The 22,015-nt window shown below is 47.0% G+C and carries 24 protein-coding genes; 14 read left to right on the top strand and 10 right to left on the bottom strand.

The window, feature by feature from the left end:
• The first annotated feature begins 233 nt into the window (after window positions 1-233).
• The 4 genes from MC24_RS07625 to rpsB all read left to right on the top strand — a co-directional run bounded on the left by MC24_RS07625 (window position 234) and on the right by rpsB (window position 4,423).
• Window positions 234-998, top strand: coding sequence for an N-acetyltransferase (locus MC24_RS07625; RefSeq protein ID WP_038054216.1), 765 nt, complete (start codon window positions 234-236; stop codon window positions 996-998).
• Window positions 995-2,191, top strand: a complete 1,197-nt coding sequence (locus MC24_RS07620; RefSeq protein WP_038054213.1) for a glycosyltransferase family 4 protein — start codon at window positions 995-997, stop codon at window positions 2,189-2,191. Before MC24_RS07625 ends, MC24_RS07620 begins: the two co-directional genes overlap by 4 nt.
• A 59-nt stretch (window positions 2,192-2,250) precedes the next feature.
• Window positions 2,251-3,498: an MFS transporter gene (locus MC24_RS07615; protein ID WP_038054209.1), complete on the top strand. Its 1,248-nt coding sequence runs from the start codon at window positions 2,251-2,253 to the stop codon at window positions 3,496-3,498.
• A 139-nt stretch (window positions 3,499-3,637) separates the two neighbouring features.
• Window positions 3,638-4,423, top strand: a complete 786-nt coding sequence (rpsB, locus tag MC24_RS07610) for a 30S ribosomal protein S2 (protein WP_038054206.1) — start codon at window positions 3,638-3,640, stop codon at window positions 4,421-4,423.
• 21 nt (window positions 4,424-4,444) lie between these two features.
• On the opposite strand, the gene MC24_RS07605 is transcribed toward rpsB, so the two are convergent.
• From MC24_RS07605 to MC24_RS07590, 4 genes are read right to left on the bottom strand one after another with little or no spacing between them, the layout of a single operon-like run.
• Window positions 4,445-4,765 (bottom strand): YbjQ family protein, encoded by a 321-nt coding sequence (locus MC24_RS07605; RefSeq protein WP_038054205.1) that lies wholly within the window; start codon window positions 4,763-4,765, stop codon window positions 4,445-4,447.
• A gap of 13 nt (window positions 4,766-4,778) precedes the next feature.
• Window positions 4,779-5,525 (bottom strand): ABC transporter permease, encoded by a 747-nt coding sequence (locus MC24_RS07600; RefSeq protein ID WP_038054202.1) that lies wholly within the window; start codon window positions 5,523-5,525, stop codon window positions 4,779-4,781.
• Complete coding sequence (locus tag MC24_RS07595) at window positions 5,515-6,309, bottom strand: ABC transporter ATP-binding protein (protein WP_038054199.1); 795 nt, start codon at window positions 6,307-6,309, stop codon at window positions 5,515-5,517. Before MC24_RS07595 ends, MC24_RS07600 begins: the two co-directional genes overlap by 11 nt.
• The gene (locus tag MC24_RS07590) at window positions 6,306-6,674 is read right to left on the bottom strand and encodes a GntR family transcriptional regulator (protein WP_038054196.1); all 369 of its coding nucleotides are present in this window, start codon (window positions 6,672-6,674) and stop codon (window positions 6,306-6,308) included. The genes MC24_RS07595 and MC24_RS07590 overlap by 4 nt, the downstream gene beginning before the upstream one ends.
• Window positions 6,675-6,797: 123 nt before the next feature.
• Here MC24_RS07590 and MC24_RS07585 point away from each other — a divergent pair, with 123 nt between their 5' ends.
• Entirely contained in the window at window positions 6,798-8,711 is a 1,914-nt protein-coding gene (locus MC24_RS07585; protein ID WP_038054194.1) for a DUF1923 family maltosyltransferase, read from the top strand.
• Here the strand turns inward: MC24_RS07585 and ylqF are convergent.
• From ylqF to MC24_RS07570, 3 genes are read right to left on the bottom strand one after another with little or no spacing between them, the layout of a single operon-like run.
• Window positions 8,674-9,462 (bottom strand): ribosome biogenesis GTPase YlqF, encoded by a 789-nt coding sequence (ylqF, locus tag MC24_RS07580; RefSeq protein ID WP_038054192.1) that lies wholly within the window; start codon window positions 9,460-9,462, stop codon window positions 8,674-8,676. The genes MC24_RS07585 and ylqF overlap by 38 nt on opposite strands.
• Window positions 9,459-10,874, bottom strand: coding sequence for a phospho-sugar mutase (locus MC24_RS07575; protein ID WP_038054190.1), 1,416 nt, complete (start codon window positions 10,872-10,874; stop codon window positions 9,459-9,461). Before MC24_RS07575 ends, ylqF begins: the two co-directional genes overlap by 4 nt.
• Window positions 10,871-12,670: a TIGR03960 family B12-binding radical SAM protein gene (locus tag MC24_RS07570; RefSeq protein ID WP_038054188.1), complete on the bottom strand. Its 1,800-nt coding sequence runs from the start codon at window positions 12,668-12,670 to the stop codon at window positions 10,871-10,873. The genes MC24_RS07575 and MC24_RS07570 overlap by 4 nt, the downstream gene beginning before the upstream one ends.
• Before the next feature lie 63 nt (window positions 12,671-12,733).
• On the opposite strand from MC24_RS07570, the gene MC24_RS07565 reads away from it, so the two are divergent.
• Genes MC24_RS07565 through infB form a run of 5 tightly spaced genes read left to right on the top strand, consistent with a single transcriptional unit; the run spans window position 12,734 to window position 17,114 of the window.
• Window positions 12,734-13,672 carry a DNA polymerase III subunit delta' gene (locus tag MC24_RS07565; RefSeq protein ID WP_038054185.1) on the top strand — a complete coding sequence of 313 codons (939 nt, stop codon included), beginning with the start codon at window positions 12,734-12,736 and terminating at the stop codon, window positions 13,670-13,672.
• Window positions 13,663-14,478 (top strand): PSP1 domain-containing protein, encoded by an 816-nt coding sequence (locus MC24_RS07560; protein WP_038054182.1) that lies wholly within the window; start codon window positions 13,663-13,665, stop codon window positions 14,476-14,478. The genes MC24_RS07565 and MC24_RS07560 overlap by 10 nt, the downstream gene beginning before the upstream one ends.
• Before the next feature lie 3 nt (window positions 14,479-14,481).
• Window positions 14,482-14,703, top strand: a complete 222-nt coding sequence (locus MC24_RS07555; protein ID WP_038054179.1) for a DUF2905 domain-containing protein — start codon at window positions 14,482-14,484, stop codon at window positions 14,701-14,703.
• Between the two features lie 4 nt (window positions 14,704-14,707).
• Window positions 14,708-15,022 carry a L7Ae/L30e/S12e/Gadd45 family ribosomal protein gene (locus tag MC24_RS07550; protein WP_038054175.1) on the top strand — a complete coding sequence of 105 codons (315 nt, stop codon included), beginning with the start codon at window positions 14,708-14,710 and terminating at the stop codon, window positions 15,020-15,022.
• Between the two features lie 19 nt (window positions 15,023-15,041).
• Window positions 15,042-17,114: a translation initiation factor IF-2 gene (gene infB, locus MC24_RS07545; RefSeq protein ID WP_038054173.1), complete on the top strand. Its 2,073-nt coding sequence runs from the start codon at window positions 15,042-15,044 to the stop codon at window positions 17,112-17,114.
• A gap of 22 nt (window positions 17,115-17,136) precedes the next feature.
• On the opposite strand, the gene MC24_RS07540 is transcribed toward infB, so the two are convergent.
• Together MC24_RS07540 and MC24_RS07535 are read right to left on the bottom strand one after the other, a co-directional pair.
• Window positions 17,137-17,832 carry a family 16 glycoside hydrolase gene (locus MC24_RS07540; RefSeq protein ID WP_038054171.1) on the bottom strand — a complete coding sequence of 232 codons (696 nt, stop codon included), beginning with the start codon at window positions 17,830-17,832 and terminating at the stop codon, window positions 17,137-17,139.
• Between the two features lie 36 nt (window positions 17,833-17,868).
• Entirely contained in the window at window positions 17,869-18,612 is a 744-nt protein-coding gene (locus MC24_RS07535) for a Mut7-C RNAse domain-containing protein (protein WP_038054169.1), read from the bottom strand.
• A 63-nt stretch (window positions 18,613-18,675) separates the two neighbouring features.
• Between MC24_RS07535 and MC24_RS07530 the strand changes: the two genes are divergently transcribed.
• The 4 genes from MC24_RS07530 to MC24_RS07515 all read left to right on the top strand — a co-directional run bounded on the left by MC24_RS07530 (window position 18,676) and on the right by MC24_RS07515 (window position 21,179).
• Complete coding sequence (locus tag MC24_RS07530) at window positions 18,676-19,149, top strand: peroxiredoxin (RefSeq protein ID WP_038054166.1); 474 nt, start codon at window positions 18,676-18,678, stop codon at window positions 19,147-19,149.
• Window positions 19,150-19,191: 42 nt separating this feature from the next.
• Complete coding sequence (locus tag MC24_RS07525) at window positions 19,192-19,407, top strand: hypothetical protein (protein WP_038054163.1); 216 nt, start codon at window positions 19,192-19,194, stop codon at window positions 19,405-19,407.
• Between the two features lie 39 nt (window positions 19,408-19,446).
• Window positions 19,447-20,451: a glycosidase gene (locus MC24_RS07520; RefSeq protein WP_038054159.1), complete on the top strand. Its 1,005-nt coding sequence runs from the start codon at window positions 19,447-19,449 to the stop codon at window positions 20,449-20,451.
• Window positions 20,452-20,663: 212 nt separating this feature from the next.
• Window positions 20,664-21,179: a hypothetical protein gene (locus MC24_RS07515; protein WP_038054157.1), complete on the top strand. Its 516-nt coding sequence runs from the start codon at window positions 20,664-20,666 to the stop codon at window positions 21,177-21,179.
• Between the two features lie 31 nt (window positions 21,180-21,210).
• Here the strand turns inward: MC24_RS07515 and MC24_RS07510 are convergent, their stop codons facing one another.
• Entirely contained in the window at window positions 21,211-22,008 is a 798-nt protein-coding gene (locus MC24_RS07510; RefSeq protein ID WP_038054155.1) for a family 1 encapsulin nanocompartment shell protein, read from the bottom strand.
• Window positions 22,009-22,015 lie beyond the last annotated feature (7 nt).

Here is a 22,015-nt window from a genome sequence, read left to right as displayed (position 1 = left end):
GCTCATGCTGTACTGGGTTTGGCTGATGTTTCTCCAAGCGTTCAACGCACTGATGTTGTGATTGATCCTCATAACCTACTCACCTCCGTGTGAGTATTCTTACTTCCCTGTACCCGGCGCCGGGCTTTCCATTATCTTTAATCGGAAGAGACTTTAGGGATTTTAATGTTAAATGTTTGTAACAACGAGGGGTGGTAAAATTTTTTCGGATAATCCGAGAAGGAGGTTAAGTTATGAGTTTTATTTCAAGCAGGGCCAAAATAGGAGAAAACGCAAAAATAGGGCGCAACGTGGTGATAGAAGATGATGTGGTTATAGGAAGGAATGTGATGATAGGCCACAATGTAGTGATCAGAGAAGGAACGATCGTGGGTGACGACTGCGTTATTTTCGACGGCACAGTTCTCGGAAAACTTCCCTTCAAGTCTGTTATATCTGCCGTGACTGAGGAAAAAGAGTTTCCTCCTCTCAAAATAGGGAACGGTGTGATTATAGGTGCCAACTGTGTGATATACCGGGGAAGCATTCTGGAAGATTTCGTGTTTGTGGGAGATCTTGTAGTGATAAGGGAAGATGTAAAAATAGGGTCTTACACAGTGATAGGAAAGGGTGTCACTGTTGAGAACAGAACTACCATAGGAAGATATGTGAAAATAGAAACGAACGCCTACATCACAGCACTTTCGACGATCGAAGACTACTGTTTCATCGCCCCTGAGGTGACGTTCACAAACGACAACTTCCTTGGAAGAACAGAAGAGAGAAAGAAATTTTTCAAAGGACCAACTCTAAAAAAAGGTGCACGAATAGGAGCGAACGCAACTATTCTACCGGGTGTTGTTGTAGGTGAAGATGCTTTGGTAGCAGCTGGTTCTGTTGTCACAAGGGATGTTCCCGACAGAAAAATAGTCATGGGAATTCCAGCAAGAGTGGTGAGAGACGTTCCTGAAGAGCAGCTTTTGGACAATCAGAGTTACTACAAGGAGGAATCCTCTTGAACATAGCCATACTCAATCACTACGCGAGCATACCAGAAGTGGGAAGCGCAGAAACGAGGCATTTCGAACTTGCGAAGCGATTTGTAAGAGAAGGTCACAGAGTGGACATCTACATCGGGGATTTTTCGCACCTCACTGGAAAAAGATGGAGCGAAACGTTCGGATGGAGCTTTTCTAAGGACGGTGTGGATTTCATCGTCGTTGAGACAAGAGAGTACACCGGAAACTCCCTTTCGAGGCTTCTCTCATCGATAGATTATTACAGAAACGGAAGGAAGAAGATCATTCAGAAGAGATACGACGTCATCATAGCGTCTTCTCCGCATCCGTTTTCCTGGAGCCTTGGCTGGTACTATGTGAGAAGAAAAGGCGGAAAATTTTTCATCGAGATCAGGGATGTCTGGCCGGACGATCTTGTAAAACTCGGTTCTCTGAGTTACCGTCATCCAGTTTCAATGCTCTTCGATCACATGTGCAGGAAGTATTATCCGAAGGCGGATGGAATCATTTCCCTTGCTCCAGATCTTTCCGAGCACTTCAACAGATTGAAGGTTCGACCAAAGAATTTCATCTACATTCCCAACGGTGTTGATCTGAAAGTTTTCAAAGATCCAGAACCGTGCCCGGTGGTGGATGAAGTCTTCTCAAAGGTGCCCGCTGATAAGATAAAGGTCGTCTACGCGGGATCCATCGTCGAACATAAGGGAATAAAAGAGTTCATAGAAACACTCTCAAAAGTGAACAAAAACTTGAGAGATCGTTTTGTGTTCTTTTTTGTCGGACCGTCTCATGCGGATTATCTTGTTTCTGTGAAAGAAACGGCGAAAGATCTGCAGAACGTGTTCTTTTTTGATCCTGTTCCGAAAAGGTGTGTTCCCTACCTTCTTCAGAAGGCAGATGTTCTCCTCTTCACTCTCTCTCAAACCGTGATGGATCACCCCGCCGTGAGTTCCTACAAGGTGGTAGACTACATGGCCTCTGGAAAACCAGTTCTCTGTGTCGATATCGAAAATCTCCCTTTCAAGAAAACAAAGGGTGCTGTCTTTTTCAGGGAGGATAATCTCGAAGAGGCGCTGAGGAGGATCTTCGAGGAGGATCTTTCAGAACTCGGCAGAAGAAACAGAGAGTATGTGGAGAGAGAAAGAGACTGGGATCGACTTTACGAAAAGTTAAGAAGTTTCGTACTCTCCTGAAACGAAAAATTAGGATAGAATATCTTATGCTGCATACTTCAGAGCCGGGAGAGAAGAAGATGAAACGTTTGACGGAGAAGGACTACCGGTGGAATTTCATCGTGAATTCACTGGATTACGCGTTCTTCAGTCTTGGAATGACCCTTGGATCCATTTTTACGCTCTTTCCTGTTTTTGCCAGAAATCTTGGTGCTTCCAATCTGGAGCTGGGTCTCATCCCGGCCATCGCGAATCTGGGCTGGGGCATTCCAGCCATATGGGGTGCAAAGTACGCGGAGAGATCGCCAAAGAAATTGAACCTCGTTCTCAAGGTAACGCTGGGAGAGAGGCTTCCATATCTTTTCATGGCGTTGATCAGTTTCTACCTCGCTGTTCCTTCTCCGAGACTGGCTCTTTACCTTTCCATTCTGATGGTTGGGATCGCCACATTCTCAATGGGATTTCTGGGTCCTCCTTGGATGAGCATGATAGAGAAGGTGATAGACCCACGAAGAAGAGGCACCTTCTTTGCCATGGGAAACGGTCTTGGAGCGATACTGGGAGTGGGTGGCTCTGTCATTGCCAGAGAGTTTCTCTCGCGCTATCCGTTTCCCGTGAACTTTGGCTACGTCTTTCTTACGGCGTTTGCTTTCTTCATGGTGTCCTTCGTGTTTCTGGCCCTCACAAGGGAAGTGCCGGATCACACAGTCCCTGACGATGAACCCATATGGAACTACATAAGGAACATGAAAAACGTCTTTCTGGACAAACACTTCCGGAACTTTTTGATAGAGAGGATCATAACGAGCTTCATGTTTGCGTCCAGCGGTTTCATCACGGTGTATTTGCTGGAGAAGTTCTCACTTCCAGATCAATCGGCGGCAGTTTTCACGGCGATCGTTCTCGTTTCCCAGGGGTTGTCTTCTTTTCTGTTTGGCCCTCTCGGTGACAGAAAAGGGCACAAACTGAACCTTCTTCTCAGCAAGATCTTTTATTCTGTGGCTGTTATACTGGCGTTTCTTTCCACATCGCCGGTGCAAGCTTACCCGGTCTTTGCTCTGATGGGTCTTGTGAACACCACGAACAACGTTGGAAACATGGCGATCACGCTGGATTTCGTCTCTGGAAAGAGAAAAGAGCTCTACATGGGTTCTCTGTACTTCTCGATCGCTCCTTTTTCCTTCGTTGCTCCACTCATTGGAGGTAAAATAGCCGACCTTTCCGGATACGGTGCTCTCATGGCTCTCACGGGGTTGATCGGTATATTCGGAAGTTTCTATGTCGTGAAATTTGTCGTGGACCCAAGAGTTTCAAGTAGAAACAATTGAAATTTCTCTTCTTCGATGGTAGAATTCTCAGGGTGTATATCACGCACGCTCCTGGATCCCAACCTCGGTGCCTGTGAAAAGGCCGGTGTGGGTGTGAAGGGAGCGGAGGATCAAAACCAAAAGAGTGGAGGTGTTTTTTGTGGCGGTTGTTACGATGAAACAGCTTCTGGAAGCGGGAGTTCACTTTGGACACAGAACGAGAAGATGGAACCCGAAGATGGCTCCCTACATCTACACGGAGAGGAAAGGCATCTACATCATCGACCTTCAGAAGACTCAGCAGCTGCTCGAAGAGGCTTACTACTTTGTAAGGGAGAAAGCCAGCGAAGGTGCGACGATCCTCTTTGTGGGAACGAAAAAGCAGGCCCAGGGAGTCATAAAGGCTGAAGCAGAGAGATGCGGAGCCTTCTACGTGAACAACAGATGGCTTGGAGGACTCTTGACGAACTTCAAAACGATCAGGTCGAGGATAGACAAACTCATCGAACTCGAAGAAATGGAGCAGAGTGGCAAGCTCGACGAACTTCCAAAGAAAGAGCAGAGCAGGATCAGAAGAGTTCTCGAAAAGCTCAGAAAGAATCTCGGTGGTCTCAAAGAGATGAGAAAGATCCCGGACATCATCTACATCGTTGACCCGAGAAAAGAAAAGATCGCTGTGGCAGAAGCGAACAAACTGGGCATTCCCATTGTAGCCATTGTCGATACGAACTGTGATCCCGATCCCATCGACTACGTGATCCCTGGAAACGACGACGCCATCAGGTCCATAAAACTCATCACTTCTGTCATTGCTAACGCGTATCTTGAGGGAAGAGAAGGAGCTCCTCTCACCACAGAGGAAGAAGTGGAAAGTTCGGAAGAAATAACCGAAGAAATGGTGGAAGACATTGATCTGGAAGAATTCGAAGAGGAAGAGGAAGTGTGATCAAGGGGCGTTTCCGCCCCTTTAGATTTTCTCCAGTTTCACCGCGGTTCCGTAGGCGAGAATCTCCGCAGCTCCGCTCATGATCGTGGATGAAGAAAATCTGAAACATATCACCGCGTCAGCCCCGAGTTTTTCAGCCTCTTTTATCATTCTCTCCAGTGCTATGTTTCTCGCCTCCGTGAGCATCTCCGTGTAACCTTTGATCTCACCACCCGCGAGGGTTTTGAGAGCAGCGGCTATGTCTCTTCCCAGGTGCTTCGACATCACCACGTTTCCGCAGACCACACCGAGGATCTCCTTCACCCTGTATCCCGGTACCTGTTCCGTGGTGGTGATTATCATTCTTCACACCTCCTCAGAAGTCTCTTGTTTTGAAACTCCTCCGGGAAAGATAAGTGAAAACCACTCCGCTTAAGGTGTAGATCAGCGACGGCCAGAGAGTGAATTCACCTTTCAGAACGTAGGAGTAGGTGTTCAGAGCAGAGAGTACTCTCACGAACCCACCCAAAACGGTTGTCCCAGCAAGAAGAGCGATCGAAGCGATAAGAGGCTTCACCTGATCTGAAGAGATCACAGAGAAGAATACCGTGATGGAAAACCACAGGTAGGTTGTTATCATTTCCACAAGAAGGTACTTGAACACCAGTCCTGTATCGAGCTTTTCTCCAATGATCCAGCTCACAGGTATTGGAACGAGTGCGAGCACAGTAAGTGCTAAAAAAGTGAAGACAAGGGAGGTGAAGAACTTCACGTTGAAGAGCTTTCTTCTGGACATCCTCACAAGCAGAAGCTCTATCGTTTCGTTTTCTATTTCCCTTGCAAAAACAGGAAACGCCATTATGATCGCGAATATCGGTACGAACTGCCCAAGATTCTTTCCATACCACTGTGTGATGATGTAAAAGTTCCACTCCGAAAGCTTATTTATGAAATCTTCAGTGACCCCGAGTTTTTCAAGAAATCCTTCGGGAACGTTTTTCAGCATCTCGGCAAGGGTTGGTGTGTAATCTTTCATCACCACCAGGAGCACGAATGTTCCAAAAAGAAGGAAGAACATCACAAAGAACCTCACCTTCATGTCTTTGAACTCCTTAGCGATCATTTCTCTCACCCCTCACGATTGCTTCGAATATGTCTTCGAAAGTTGCGTCTTCGATCTCCACACCTTCAGGAATTTCTTCTTTTTCCACAAGATAAACCTTTTCCCCACTTTTGAGAGTTTTCAGAAGATAGCCGTTCAGGTCTTTTTTGGAAACCACAAGGCCATAAGAGGACTTTATATCGTCGAGGTTTCCCGTCAAAATGATCTTTCCTTCCTTCATGATGGCGACCCTGTCTGCGATCTTTTCCACCTCCGCGAGCACGTGGCTGGTGTACAGAACGGATTTACCTTCGAAGGTGAGGGACCTTATGTGATCGAGTATCTCGTTTCGCACGATGGGATCAAGCCCCCAGGTGGGTTCGTCCAGTATGTAGAGATCCACGTTCTCGGAAAGAACGAGTGAAAGGTAGAGAATCGTTCTCATGCCGTGCGAGAGATTGGTTACCTTCTCGTTCAGATCTATTCTGTACCTTTCGAGAATTTCGAGGCAGTTTTTCTCGTTGAAATTCTTTCCTATCTTCTCGAAGAGATCGACGATCTCTTTCACTCTGAGATGCGGGTAGAGCTTCTTCTCCTCTGGAAGATAGGTGAACGTGCCGTTCAGTTCGATCTCTCCAGAGTCTTTCTTTCTCAAACCTGTGATGCATTTCAGAGTGGTTGTTTTACCGGCACCGTTTGGACCGAGTATGGCGAAGATCTCTCCTTTCTCCACTTCGAAACCGATGCCATCCACGGCCGCTTTTGCCCCGTAGAACTTTTTGAGATCTTTCACCCTGAGGATCACCGTGCATCACCCCTGTAGATTTCTTCTGCCACTTTCAGGATCCTCTCCAGTGGGATACCTGCTTTCTTGCAATCTTCGATCTTCTTCCTGAGTTCCGTCTCGAGCTGCGTTTGAATCTTTTCCACGTCCACTTTTGAGACGATGTAACCCTCTCCTCTTCTCACTTCTAAAACTCCTTCCTGGACGAGCTCCCTGTAAGCACGAGCGACGGTGTTCAGATTCACTCCGAGATCTTCTGCGAGAGATCTTATGGAAGGCACGAACTCACCTTCTTTCAGTTTTCCCGACAGGATCAGGAGTTTTATCCTTTCCTTTATCTGTTCGTAGATTGGTTTTGAGGAGTGAAAATCGATCCTGAACCACAAAACCTATCACCTCACTGTAATATTATACTATTACACAATTATCGGGATCAAGTTCTGTCTTGCGGGGTTTGTTGCATTTTGTTAAAATAGATGATGAAATCAATTAAATCAGGAGGGATGATCGTGCTTTTGAAAGAGATAAACCGATACTGCAAGGAAAAAACCACCGGAAGGAGAATCTACGCGGTTCCAAAGCTGTGGATACCGAGCTTTTTCAAAAAGTTCGACGAAAAATCCGGCAGGTGTTTCGTCGATCCTTACGAACTCGGAGCCGAGATCACCGACTGGATTTTGAATCAGTCCAGAAACCAGGACTATTCCCAGCCTCTTTCATTTTTGAAAGGAGAAAAAACACCGGACTGGATAAAGCGTTCCGTCGTTTATGGATCTCTTCCCAGAACCACCGCAGCGTACAACCACAAGGGTTCTGGATACTACGAGGAGAACGATGTTCTCGGTTTCAGAGAGGCGGGAACGTTCTTCAAGATGATGGTGCTTCTTCCGTTCATCAAAAGTCTCGGTGCGGACGCTATCTATTTGCTTCCTGTGAGTAGAATGAGCGATCTCTTCAAGAAAGGAGACGCTCCTTCACCGTACTCCGTGAAGAACCCTATGGAGCTCGATGAGAGGTACCATGATCCGCTCCTCGAACCTTTCAAGGTGGATGAAGAGTTCAAGGCTTTTGTGGAAGCGTGTCACATCCTTGGAATCAGGGTGATTCTCGATTTCATTCCGAGAACGGCCGCCAGAGACTCCGACCTCATAAGAGAACATCCGGACTGGTTTTACTGGATAAAGGTGGAAGAACTCGCGGATTACACTCCCCCGAGGGCCGAGGAACTTCCATTCAAAGTGCCGGACGAGGACGAACTCCAGATCGTATACAGCAAAGAAAATGTGAAAAGACACCTCAAAAAGTTCACACTTCCTCCGAATCTGATCGACCCTCAAAAGTGGGAGAAGATAAAAAGAGAAAAGGGAAACATTCTGGAGTTGATTGTGAAAGAATTCGGAATCATCACACCTCCAGGATTCTCCGATCTGATCAACGACCCACAGCCCACATGGGACGATGTGACGTTCTTGAGGCTGTACTTAGATCACCCAGAGGCTTCGAAGAGATTCCTCGATCCCAATCAGCCTCCCTACGTTCTCTACGATGTGATAAAAGCGAGCAAATTCCCTGGAAAAGAGCCGAACAGAGAACTATGGGAGTACCTCGCGGGCGTGATACCGCATTATCAGAAGAAATACGGAATAGACGGTGCAAGACTCGATATGGGTCACGCGCTTCCAAAGGAACTTCTCGACCTCATAATAAAGAACGTGAAGGAGTACGATCCGGCATTTGCGATGATCGCAGAGGAGCTGGACATGGAGAAAGATAAGGTATCGAAGGAAGCGGGATACGATGTGATCCTGGGAAGCAGCTGGTACTTCGCAGGAAGAGTGGAAGAAATAGGAAAACTCCCTGAAATCGCCGAAAGGCTCGTTCTTCCCTTCCTCGCCTCCGTTGAGACTCCCGACACACCGCGCATTGCCACAAGAAAGCACGCTTCCAAGATGAAAAAACTGGCACCGTTCGTGACTTACTTTCTGCCGAACTCCATTCCTTATGTGAACACGGGGCAGGAGATTGGTGAAAAACAACCCATGAATCTGGGACTGGACACGGATCCAAATCTGAGAAAGGCCCTCTCTCCAACTGACGAGTTCTTCGGGAAACTCGCCTTTTTCGATCATTACGTTCTCCACTGGGACAACCCGGACAGGGGAGTCTTGAACTTCATCAAAAAACTGATAAAGGTGCGCCAGCAGTTCCTCGATTTTGTCCTCAACGGAGAGTTTGAAAATCTCACAACGAAAGATCTCGTCATGTACTCTTACGAAAGAAATGGCCAAAAGATCGTCATCGCTGCAAATGTTGGAAAAGAGCCAAAAGAGATCGCCGGTGGAAGGGTCTGGAACGGAAAGTGGAGCGATGAAGAGAGGGTGATCCTCAACCCCCTTGATTTTGCTCTTGTTGTACAGGAGTGATATCTTCAGGGTGTTCAAAGGAAACGGGCCCTGTTTTTCCCTGAGCCACTTCTGTGAAAAAAAGCATCAAAGCTCGTTCTATATCGGGGACTCCTCCTTTTTTGAGGAGTCCTCTTTTTTTCGCAAAGTCTTCGAAGAATTCGTTGAAAGATGATTCTATTCCGATGCTTTGAGCGAATATATCAAAGGCTCTTTCGAATATCCTCTGGTCTTCTATTCTCTCTACCGGCAAGCTTCCAACCAAGAGGAGCTTTGCCGCGAGGTCTTCACTGAAGATGTTCTTGTAGAGAATCCCGGGCGTGTCCAGAATCTTCACGCCGTTTTCCAAGGAGAACCACTGGATGCCTTTTGTGACGCCAGGTTGTGCTCCAACGGAGCTCGCTCTTTTTCCTTTCAGCTTGTTTATGATCGTAGATTTTCCCGTGTTTGGAACACCAACGATCAGAACACGGGCAAACCTGTCGAAGGAGAGCTTTTTCAGGAAGACATTTCTTGGTTCATCCTTATGGGTGGTGATCACTCTTTTTCCCTGTTTTTTGAAGAACTCCACCCACTCCTTCGTTGTTTCCTCGTCCGCTATGTCCACTTTGTTCAGAAGGATGATCGTTTCTTTTCTGGAAAAGTCCACACCGTACGCCGATGTGGCAAAAGGGGCCCGCGCGTCGCGGACCTCCACCACCGTGTTCACAAGCCTCAGAAGATCCTTTATCTGCCGTTTCGCTTTCTCTATATGACCGGGGTACCAGCTCACAGTTTCAGGATCTCCTTTATCTTGCTTTCGTTCTCTTTCACCAATTTCTCTGCTTCTTCTCTCGTGTCTCCTCTCACGTGGATGTAAACCTTGAGTTTTGGTTCTGTTCCCGAAGGTCTCACGAAGATCCTGGATTTTTCAAAGACGAAGGCTATGGTCTCGTTCGGAATGACGTTTCCGTAACCCTTCGAGTAGTCGATGATATCGTTGCGATTTCTGAGGGATTCATATATCTTGATCGCCTTTTCGACATTTTCAAATTTGAAATTGATGAGCTTTTCCATGTAGTACCCGTACTTTTGGTAGAGTTCTTCGAGCCTCTCGTAAGGATCGTAGTTGCTGAAGGCAATTGCGGAGAGCACACTGCCCACCACACCGTCTTTGTCCCTCGCGTGGTTTCCCGCAAGGTAACCGCAGCTTTCTTCGAAGCCGAAAACGAAGGTTCTGTCACCTTTTCTGCTGTGCTCCTCTATCAGGTGACCTATGAACTTGAATCCAGTCGGTGTTTCTTCCAGGAAGGCACCCTTCTTCTCACAGATCGGCCTCACCATGTCCGTTGTGACGATCGTCTTTATCACGAGGGGATTTTCTACCTTTACGTGATCCAGGAGAAAGTCTGTGAGAAGAACACCTACCTGATTTCCCGTGAGCCTCCGTCCTCTGAAAACCACTCCCACTCTATCGCAGTCTGGGTCTGTGGCAAGTCCCAGTGTTGCCTCTTTTTTGTTCAGAAGAACAAGCGCTTCGTCTTCCTCGGGGTTCGGTGTGGGAACAGTTGAAAAGTTCGGGTCAGGTTTCATCTGTTCATCTACGAGTCTGACTTTGAATCCGAGTCTCTTCAAGACTTCAGGCACGTAATTTGCTCCTGTTCCGTGAAGCGGAGAGTAGGCGATATCGAGATCGGTATTCATCGGAAGATTTGAGACGATTTCGAGTACTGCTTTTATGTAGCTCTCTTTCACTTCAGGGGGTACAAGCTTGAAGTCTCCTTCTTTCACATGAGAAACATCGACTCTTTTGTATATTTCCGTAATTTCGTCTGTGTATTCGGGTATCGCCTGTACACCATCCCAGGTGTAGACCTTGTAACCGTTGTATTCCGGAGGATTGTGACTCGCAGTGATGACTACACCTCCACCCGCTTTCATGTATCGCACGGCGAAAGAAAGAACCGGTGTCGGAGTGGGTTCAGGAAAAACATAGGCTTCTATACCCTCACCAGCGAAGACCCTGCCGGCGAGCTCTGCAAACTCTCTGGAGTTCTTTCTCGTGTCGTAAGCGATCACCACGCTTTTCTGGCCCTTCTCTTTCAGCCAGAGGGCGGTACTCAGAGAGGCTCTTTTCACCGTTTCTTCATCGAATTCTCCCCTTCTCATCACACCTCGAATTCCACCTGTTCCGAACAGAATCATCTTCTCTCACCTCCAAAGAGAACGTTTTTAACTCCGAATCTAAAGCACACACCACACAGGTAGCACCTGTTCCATCTACAGTCGTCCGTGGTCTCTCCTTTGAGCGCTTTTCTGTACTCTTCTTTCAGAAATTCTTTTGTCACTCCCATATCTATGTGGTCCCATGGAAGATCCTCAGAGAGATCGATCTCTCTAAGGTAGTCTCCTGGATCAATTCCCGTTTCATCGAAGGCTTTTTCCCACAGATCGAATCTGAACATCTCACTCCATTCGTCGAAGAGCGCTCCCAGTTCGTTCGCCTTTACTATGAGATTCAGAAGTTTTCTGTCACCCCTTGAGAAAACTCCTTCAAGAAGGCTCATTCTTGGATCGTGATAGGAAATTTCTGCGATTTTTTTTGCTCTTTTCAGCGTTCTGATCTTCTCGTATGCTTCTTCAGGAGAGAGTTGCCTCGCGAACTGAAAGGGTGTGTGCGGTTTTGGAACGAACACAGAGACGGAAGCGGAAACCTCTTTAAGACCGAGTTTTTTCACTCTCTCTAAGAGTTTGACCATCTCTTCAAGATCTTCGTTCGTCTCTCCGGGAAGTCCCATCATGAAATAGAGTTTCACACGTCTCCAGCCGGCTTTTTTTGCAGCCTCGAGTGTTGTGAAAATATCTTCCTCGTTTATGTTCTTGTTGACGATGTTTCTCAGTCGCTGAGTAGCCGCTTCTGGTGCGAAGGTGAGGCCTGTTTTTCTCACGGAGGCAATTCTCCCGGCAATCTCAACCCCGAACCTATCCATCCTCGTGGATGGTATGGAGACGGCGATCTTCTTTTCTGAGTATCTTTTCAAAAGCTCGGAGACTATCTCTTCTATTTGAGTGTGATCCATCGTCGAGAGAGAAAGGAGGGATACCTCTTCATATCCGGTGTTCTTCAGCATTTTTTCGACGTTTTCGAGGATGTTCTCGAGGGATCTTTCTCTCACGGGCCTGTAATAAACGCTCGCGTGACAGAATCTGCATCCCCTTGTACATCCTCTTGCGACCTCTATGACAGCTCTGTCGTGGACTGATTCGACGTTCGGTACGATCTTCTTCACCGGAACAGGCTGGGAGTTCAAATCCTTCACGATTCTTCTCTTTATGGTCCGTGGATATTCCGGTGAAACTGGAACGATCTTTCTTCCCTTCTGCTCGTAGAGCGCTGGAACGTAAACTCCCTCGATTTTGGAGAGTTCTTTCCAGATCGTTTCTCTTTCTTCTCCCTTCGTTTCTTTCAACACCCGGGCAATTTCGAGGATCGCTTCCTCACCGTCACCGATGAGAATCGCGTCGAAAAATCCGTAGATCGGCTCGGGATTCGAAGAGCACGGGCCTCCACCGAGAACTATGGGATCTTTCTTCTTTCTCTCCCAGAAGAAGAGGGATATTCTGGAGAGTTTCAAAACTTCTACAACGTTGGTGTACGAGAGTTCGTACTCCAGAGAGATTCCAACGGCATCCATCTGGTAGAGTGGTGTGTAGGACTCCATGGTGTAAAGGGGGATGTCCTTTTCTTTCATGCGCTCTATCATGTCGATCCAGGGAAGATAACTCCGTTCCGCCCACACATCTGGTTGTTCGTTCAGAATGTGATACAGTATCTCAAGGCCATGATTTGAGGTGCCCACCTCGTAAGTGTCAGGGAAAACGAGGGCTACCCGGAGGGAGACCTCCTCTGGATCTTTCACTACGCTGTTGATTTCTCTTCCTATGTACCTACTCGGTTTTCTGACCCAGGGAAGTGTTTCGTTCAAAAATTTTAGAATCATTCTTTCACCTCAGTTTTGATTTTATCATTGGTTGTTATAATTGAATGACGGCGAGGTGAGAGCATGAATGATTTGATCAGAAAGTACGCCGAGGACCAACTGGAAACTTTGAAAAGGATCATAGAAAAGTCTGAAGGAATATCCGTTCTCATAAACGGAGAGGATCTTTCGTATCCGAGGGAAATATCCCTTGAACTTCCTGAGTACGTGGAGAAGTTTCCCCCGAAGGCCTCGGATGTTCTGGAGATAGATCCAGAGGGGGAGAACATAGGTATAGACGAAATCAGAATGATAAAGGATTTTCTGAACTACAGTCCCGAGCTCTACACGAGGAAGTACGTGATAGTCCACGACTGTGAGAGGATGACCCAGCAGGCGGCGAACGCGTTTCTGAAAACCCTTGAAGAACCACCAGAATACGCTGTGATAGTTCTGAACACCCGTCACTGGCATTATCTACTGCCGACGATAAAGAGCAGGGTGTTCAGGGTGGTTGTGAACGTTCCAAAGGAGTTCAGAGATCTTGTGAAAGAGAAAATAGGCGATCTCTGGGAGGAACTTCCACTTCTTGAAAGAGACTTTGGAACTGCTCTCGAAGCCTACAAACTCGGCGCGGAAAAACTTTCTGGGTTGATGGAAAGTCTCAAAATTTTGGAGACGGAAAAGCTCTTAAAGAAAGTCCTTTCAAAAGGACTCGAAGGTTATCTCGCGTGCAGAGAGCTTCTGGAGAGATTTTCAAAGGTTGATTCAAAAGAATTTTTTGTGCTTTTTGACCAAGTAACAAACACGGTAACTGGAAAAGACGCGTTTCTTTTGATCCAGAGACTGACAAGAATCATCCTCCACGAAAACACTTGGGAAAGCGTCGAAGATCAAAAAAGCGTGTCTTTCCTCGATTCAATTCTCAGGGTGAAAATCGCGAATCTGAACAACAAACTCACTCTGATGAATATCCTAGCGATAAACAGGGAGAGAAAGAGAGGTGTCAACGCTTGGAGCTGAAGGCACAGGCAGTGGGAGTGGAAATAATACCAAAGGGTAAGATAGTTTACTACTCCGTACCCAACGGTGATGAATACGAGAGAGGAGACCTCGTTCTGGTTTTGGGAGACTTCGGTCTTGAAGTGGGGAGGGTTCTGATACCTCCCAGAGAGGTGGTCATAGACGAAGTAGGGTACGAACTCAAGGCCGTGATCAGAAAGTTGATGGACGAAGATCTGGAACAACACAGAAAGAATGTAGAAGATGCATGGAACGCTTTCCAGATATGCAGGCAGAAAATAAAAGAACACGGTCTTCCTATGAAGCTCCTCTATGCTAAGTACACCTTCGATAGGACGAGACTCATCTTTTTCTTCAGCGCAGAGGGAAGGGTTGATTTCAGAGAGCTCGTGAGAGACCTCGCAAAGATCTTCAAGACGAGGATAGAGCTGAGACAGGTTGGTGTGAGAGATGAGATGAAATTCTTCGGTGGTCTTGGACTGTGCGGACTTCCGACCTGCTGTTCCACGTTTCTCAGAGATTTCTCCAGTGTTACATTGAAACACGCAAAAAAGCAGCAGATGATGATCAACCCCGCGAAGATATCCGGACCATGCAGAAGACTTCTGTGCTGTCTCACTTACGAGTACGATTTCTACGAAAAGGAGCTGGAAGGAATACCAGACGAAGGGAGCACGATCACCTACGAAGGGAAGCGTTACAAGGTCGTGAACGTGAACGTGTTTCTCAGAACGGTGACTCTTTTCTCGGATCAGGAAGGGGAAATGATCAAGGTACCTTTCGATTATTTCAGGAAGGGGGAATGAACGGTGTTCCAGGGGATCGGAAAATTTCTGATCCTCATGGGATTGATTCTTGTGACCTTTGGAATCCTTCTGATTTTGTTTGAAAAGATCCCGTTCCTGGGAAAGCTTCCCGGTGACATAGTGATAAGAAGGAAGAATTTCGTCTTTTATTTCCCGCTGATGACCAGTCTGATCATCAGTCTTGTGGTTTCCCTCATTCTGTATCTGATCTCACGTATGAGGTGATAGGATGGAGGACCAGGTCAGAAAAAAAGTTTACAGCTACATAGGTTTCGCCGTGAGAGCCAGAAAGATCGTCTTCGGTAAGGAACGAATAAGGGCTTACATAAGGTCATCAAGGGCGAAAAAACTCATAATCGTAGCGGAAGATGCCAGTGAAAGGACGAAAGAAGACACGATCATGAGGTGCGAGAACAAAAAAGTCCCTTATGTTATCATGTTCAGCAAAGAGGAACTGGGGAGGTTACTCGACAAGCCTGCTGTTTCGGTGATAGGTCTTGAAGAGGACAATCTGATAGATGCCATTTTGGAGATGGTAAAATAGACAGGGCGAGGTGATAGAAATGGCCAAACTGAGAGTTTACGAGTTAGCCAGAAAACTGAACATGTCACCGAAAGAACTTCTTCAGGAGCTGGAAGAGCTTGGCGTGAACGTGAAAAGCCATATGAGCTATGTGGATGAAGAAATGGCGAATATCATCATAGATCTTCTGGAAGAAGATAACCGGAAGGTCAAGCAGCCTTCCAAGCCGAAGAAAGAAAAGGGAGAAGAGGAGATAGAAAAAGAGATCGTCGAAAAGAAAAAGCGGAAAAAGATCACTCTGAAACCAGACGAACTCAAACTCGACATCATAGCCGAGAAAATAGGTGTTCCACAAAACAAGATCATCCAAGACATGTTCATCAAGAGAGGAATCGCGTTGAGACCCGGCCAGATCCTAAAGCTTGAGGAAGTAGAGCAGATCCTCAAAGAGTACAAGATCGAGATAGAGATAGAGGAAGAACAGCAAATTCCAGCGGAAGAAATTGACGAGTTTGAGCTTCTAGAAAAGAGATACCAGGAGCTTTACGAAAAGGAGAAGGACAAACTCGTTCCGAGGCCTCCCGTCGTAACGGTCATGGGACACGTCGATCACGGAAAAACTACACTACTCGACAGGATCAGATCCACGAGAGTCGCCGAGAGGGAAGAAGGAGGAATAACGCAGTCCATAGGAGCATATCAGGTGGAAGTCAACGGAAAAAAGATCACTTTCATAGACACACCCGGGCACGAACTCTTCACTGAGATGCGTGCAAGGGGAGCTCAGGCGACGGATATAGTGGTTCTCGTCGTGGCAGCAGATGATGGAGTGATGCCACAAACGATAGAGGCCTACAACCACGCTAAGGCTGCCAACGTGCCGATCATCGTGGCGATAAACAAGATCGACAAGCCAAATGCCAACGTAGAAAAGACTAAGCAAGAGCTCGTAGAAAAGCTGGGGCTCATTCCTGAAGAATGGGGTGGAGACACGATAGTGGTACCTATATCGGCAAGAACCGGTCAGGGAGTCGATGAACTGCTGGAGATGATTCTTCTCGTCGCGGAGATGAACGAGATAAAGTGCTACCCCGAAGGTCCTGCGAGGGCTGTGATCATAGAGTCTAAATTGGACAAGAAAATGGGACCCATTGCGAGTGTGATCGTGAAAGATGGTGTTCTCAAGGTTGGAGACGCGGTTGTTGCCTCGAACACGTACGGAAAGGTCAGAAATCTCTTCGACGACAACATGAGACCAATCAAAGAAGCCTACCCATCTCAGCCCGTTATGATTCTCGGCTTCGAAGATGTTCCCGACGTACACTCCAACGTCTACGTGGTTGAAAGCGCAGAAAAGGCCAAAGAGATCGTGGAAAAGAGATTCCAAAAGCTCGAAGCCCAGAAACAATCGAGGAAGCACATAAACCTCGAGGATCTCATGAAGATGATGCAGGAGAAGGAAAAGAAGGTGCTCAATCTCATTCTGAAAGCGGATACGTACGGTTCTGTGGCCGCTTTGAAAAATGCGATAAACAAGCTCCAGTCTAAAGAGATTGAATTGAACATAGTTCACGCTGGGGTGGGTGAAATCAGCACAAGCGACGTGATGCTCGCCGCTGCCGTGGATGGAGTCATCCTCGGTTTCAGGGTGAAGGTGAACAACCAGGCGCGAAGACTTGCGGAGCAGGAAGGAGTCGATGTCAGAACTTACTCCATCATATACAAACTCGTTGAGGATTTGAAGCTCGCACTCGAGGGTATGCTGGAGCCAGAAGAAGTAGAAGAGGTCATCGGTCATGGCGAGATAAGAAAGATCTTCAAGATATCCAAAGTAGGAAAAGTGGCGGGAGTTCAAATGCTCGACGGTAAAGCCGACAGGAACGGTTTTGTGAGGATCTACAGAAATGGTCAGCTCGTTTTCGAAGGAAAAATAGAGAGTTTGAAACACTACAAAGAGGATGTCAACGTAGTTGAAGCACCGCAGGAGTGTGGAATAAAGTTCGCGGGATTCGACGATATACAGGAAGGAGATGAGTTGGAGTTCTACGTGATAAGAAAGGTGAAGAGAAAGCCGACTTTCGTGGAAGAGCAGGCAGATCAGGAACAGAAATGAAGGGGCGGAAGCCCCTTCTTCTTTATTCGATCGTTTCTACTCTCACGTTGTCAAAGAATACTGTCTGGAAGGTGGTAGCGAGACCTATTCCTCCTGAGAAGACATCAGAATCGGTGATGCTGATCGCTCTCTTTCCATTCAAAAAGACTTCTATCTTTTCTCCTTCCGCAAGAACCTTCAAATACAACCAGTCGTCACTCAGTTTGAAACTACTGTTTTCCGCTATCTTCATGTCTATACTTCCTGCGAACTTATGAAGAGATATACCGTACTCTGAGAAAGCCACGTAGAAGCCTTTCTTTCCATCTTCGGACAGTCTGAAGTACACTCTTCCCGCTGCAGATCCTTCTCTCTTCAGATTACACTCGAGGATAAAGTTTGTCCACTCTCCCGGAGTGAAAACTCCACGGTCTATGATCACTTTGAGAACCTTGCCTATGGTTTTATCTGCCTGGACTCCTTCCTCAGCATGCGGAGCCTTTCCAAGCACTTTCCAGGGGCCAAACGGGGCAACCTGACCTTGACCGTAGGCTTCAAAATCTTCAAAGAAGTCCTCCGTTCCCGTTGGTTCCACTACTTTGAAACCGAGGTCCACTTTCGGCATTTCAACGTCTACTTTGGGAAGAGGTACCGGCACCTGAACCCTCGATTCACAGCTGGTTCCCATCATGAGAAGCAGGGAAACAGTCACCAGAAAAAGTAAGAGAAGTCTTTTCATGTTAATCACCCCTTACAGAAAAATTGTATGTTGAAATTATACCATATTTATGTTTGATTTCATGAACTCCACCATGTGATCGTAGTGTGACCCTTTCCAATAGATTCTTCCACACACCGGACAGCGAGCGAACTCGTTGAAGAGTTCATAGACTTTCGGAGGGACTCTGTTTTTCACAGCCTCTTTTTGCACTTCTTCGAGTTCCACACCACATTCGATGCATCGGGTGAAGGGTTTCATCCACTTCTTCAGATCGTACCTTTCCACCACCTCCACCAGTTGTCTCTTCGGATCCGTGTTTCTCACGTAGTAACCGAAAACGATCTCTTTTCTTTTCAGAAGACCCGTGTCTCTGGACAGAAGAATGGCTTTCTTCTTCACCGCCATCTCGCAGAGTTTTTCGTCACTTTCTTCACCAAAAATCGATTCAAAACCCAGCATTCTGAGAAGTCGTGCCAGTTTTCCGAGGTGTATATCGAGCACGAAGCGGGGTTCACCTCTGTATCTGGGGGTGACGAGCCAGTCTTCAGGGATTTCTATGTTCTGGAACTCCGGATATACAAAGAAGAGTTCCCCATCTTCCACCATATGATCGAAGCCGACCGGTTTTCCGTTCAGCGTGATGAGGCTCACTTCCACATGCGGAACTCCAAGGGCTTCTATTCTGTCCTTCACCGTCTGAAAACCCGTAAAGCGATGAACTTTTATTCTTTCACCATCTCTGAAAAAATCGTTCAATCTACCGAAAAACCTGAAGAAGGCTATTTTTTCGTATTTCATAGATGATCCCCTTTCGTGGTAGAATTCTATTGGGTGAGTTCAACCTAACTGGAGGTGGTTTTCATGTTGAAGTCAGGTGATAAGGCGATCAATTTTGAGCTGGTAAACACCAATCTGAAAATGGTGAAACTCTCCGATTTTTCTGGAAAGAACGTCGTGCTTGCTTTCTATCCAGGAGCGTTCACGAGCGTTTGTGAGAAAGAACTCTGCACGTTCAGAGATTCTCTCTCCAAGTTTAACAGACTCAACGCGGTGGTTCTTGGAATCAGCGTGGACAGTCCGTTCGCGAACAAGGCCTTCGCTGAGAAAAACCACATCACGTTCGAACTGCTCTCCGACTTTGGTGGGAAAGTGGCTTCACAGTACGGTGGTGTCCACGAGAACTTTTTGAACATTCCCGGCTACACCGTTGCGAAGAGGGCTGTTTACGTGGTAGATGGAAGTGGAACAATAGTTTACTCCTGGGTTTCCGAAGATCCAGGAAAGGAACCACCCTACGAAGAAATAGAAGAAACGCTCGAACGTCTTTCAAAGTAAACATCTCGATGATTTTTCCGATAAGGAAATAGGGGTGATACCATGAGAGTGGAAGGAATCGGCTACAACCCCTTTTATCAAAGTTATGCCCAGCAGCGCACCACCCCTGTCTCAACAGCTGGTGGTTCTCCTGTCATGACAAAGGAGCAGATGGAACAGATACTCTTTTTCTCCCTCTATCAGCAAACGGGTTTGAACGTGAAGCTCGTGAGAATCGCAGGAGAACTCTACGGAAAGATGATGGACCAGCTGGCCTGAAGGGGATCTCCCCTTCAGGTTTCAAAGGGGAAATAGGAGATGGTGGAAGAGATCCTCGGAAAAGCGCTGGCACGAAGAAAATCCCTGAGAAAAGATGAGACGATCGATGTGTTCAATCGGGTGATTTACTTTTTCCCCAAAGATTTTGTCATCACAAACTATCCCAGAAATCCAGTGGCTGTGTTCAATCCTGGAGCGGTTCTCGTCGGTAAAACGCTTCACGTTTTCCCTCGTTTGATTTTCGATTACTACAAGTACGTTTCGTCTATTGGTCACTTCACAGTGAACATCGACGATCTGTTGAGTGGAGAAGTTAAAAAACCACTGGAAATGGAAGTCGTATTCTGGCCGAGGGATATTCAGGAGTTTCTGGGGTGCGAAGATCCGAGGGTGTTTTTCAAAAATTCCCGTTTCGAGCTTCTCTACACAGCAAAAGGATACAAAGACTGGTCACAGGAAGGAAAACCCCACACCGATTTTCTTGCGTACGCTGTTCTCGACGAGGATCTGAACCTGATTGAGAAGAGATACATATCGATAAAGAGTACGCTGGGTGAGTATGTGCCGGTTTCCATGAAAGACAGTTCTTTTGTGGAGTCGAACGTTATCCTGACGAGATTGACGGTTGGTGATGCCAAGGTCTGCTGGAGAGGAAGGCTCGAAGGAAGTTACATAGATCTGTATTCGCTCGATCCCGTCTTTTTCCCGGAAGAGTGGGAAACTAAAGTTGGATGGTCAACGAACGCGGTTAAAGTGAAGGAAGGGTATCTGGTGGGATGGCACGCTGTTCTCAAAGATCTCACCTACAAAAACGGCCTGGCACTCGTGGATGGCAGGGGAAGACTCCTCGGCACCACGAATTACGTTCTCTCACCAAAAGGTGTGATTGAGGAGTACGGAGACAGAATAAGGGTGATATTCGGGTGTGGGCTTGTAGTCTATGAAAGAAGAGTGATATGGATAGGTGGTGTTTCCGACTGGGCGATAGGTGTTTTTGAGGCGAGTGAAAGGGATATCATGAATTTAATGAAAGAGGCAACATGATTTTAACAGTGCGGTGGTATCGTATCTCTGTGAGGTGAGACTATGGGTAGTTTTGTACTCTTTGAGCAGGGAATTCTCAGCGATATGATAATGTGCACTACGATCAAAAGCCGGCCCCTCGAAGGACCGAGGGTTTTCGTGTGAGCGGTGAGACCAAAATCGAGGGGCCGGCCGAATGGTCGGCCCCTTTTCTTTTATGGGGAGGTGAGGAGATGAGGATTGCTACAGGAGCTCCTGTTCTTGCGTTGGGTAGGTTCAAAAGAGTGGAATTGAAGAACGGATACACACTTTTAGTGGATAGATCTGCTATTCTTCCGGAAAAACTTTCATTGAACGGATATTCCCTCGAAAAGAACGGGGCGATCCTTGTGGATATTCTAAAAGAGAGTGATTTCGTTCTGGAAAGAGATGGGAGGTTCTTCCTGAAGATCTCACAGCCGATCGTGATTCATTTCTTTGAAGGCATGAGTGTTAAGATCTTTCCTGAACTCACACCGTCTGTGTGCGTCGCCGGAGTATTCGCTGGTGAGAAAGGAATTCTCGTTCTTGGAAAAGAGGAATCGATATGTAACAGGGCGATAGCTTTGTTCGAAAATTCTGTGAGGAACTCCTATGACATTCCAAAATTCTTGAGAGAAATCAGAGAACATCAGGGAATCTCAGGAATAGTCGCGATTGCGGGGAAAGTAGTGGGAACGTGGGCGAAGGGAAAACTGGACGTTCTTTAATCGAAAGGTCCGCTCCGAAGAGCGGACCAGATCAGAACGTTAGAAGAATCAAAGCCTCCGGGTTGACAACCTGGAAGGTGAACGTCTCCGTTATGAAAAGTCTCACCGCGTCTTTTTCTCTGTCTTCGTACCCTATCGAAAGATCCTGTCCGAGGATCAGCTTGAAATCTCCTCCACGCTCTGAAACAATGAGGGCATCCTCGATCCTCGGTGTGGTTATGATCTTACCACCCCTGAGACATTCTTCCACTCTCTTCTCGAGGGGGTAATGCCCTGCCTCTTCTTTCAGGAAGTTGATCCACCTGTCGGTGTTTACGACGAGTGTGTAAGGACCATCTATACCATCTTTTGAGAAGATCGAAAGAGCTCTCACTATGGCTTCGAGGAGGTCTTTCGGTGTGTTTCCACACTTGATTTTCCTCTCTTCGAAGGAAAGAAGGCCTTTAACACCGGATTTTTCACATCCTTCGAATATCACTTCGTCTTCAAATTCCGCCACTTTTCTCGCCGCTTCTTCCAGGCTGGAAAGATCCACGTTCGGTTTTCCTCTCTCGAGATTGTCGAGTTCCCACAGACCGAGGGTGAACGTTGCCCTTAATTCGATGAGCGGCAGAGACTTCCTCAATCCCCACTTCACCGCTTCGTTCTCGTCTGAAAGCACTTCAACTTCTCCCAACGGATGTGCAGCGTACTCCCAGCCGTACGGTCCTTCCACATCGACGAATCTTCTTCCGTAAAGCTGCGTTTTGAGGATTTCCCTCGCTCTTCTATCTATCTCCTGCCACTGTTTTTCTGTCAGTGGAGCAAAGGATCTTTTCAGAAATTCCATGTTCACC

This window comes from Thermotoga sp. Mc24 (assembly GCF_000784835.1).
In the GTDB taxonomy this organism is placed as follows: Bacteria; Thermotogota; Thermotogae; order Thermotogales; family Thermotogaceae; genus Thermotoga.
The sequence above is the reverse complement of the archived record's forward strand: the minus strand, read 5'-3'. Positions and strand labels throughout refer to the sequence as shown.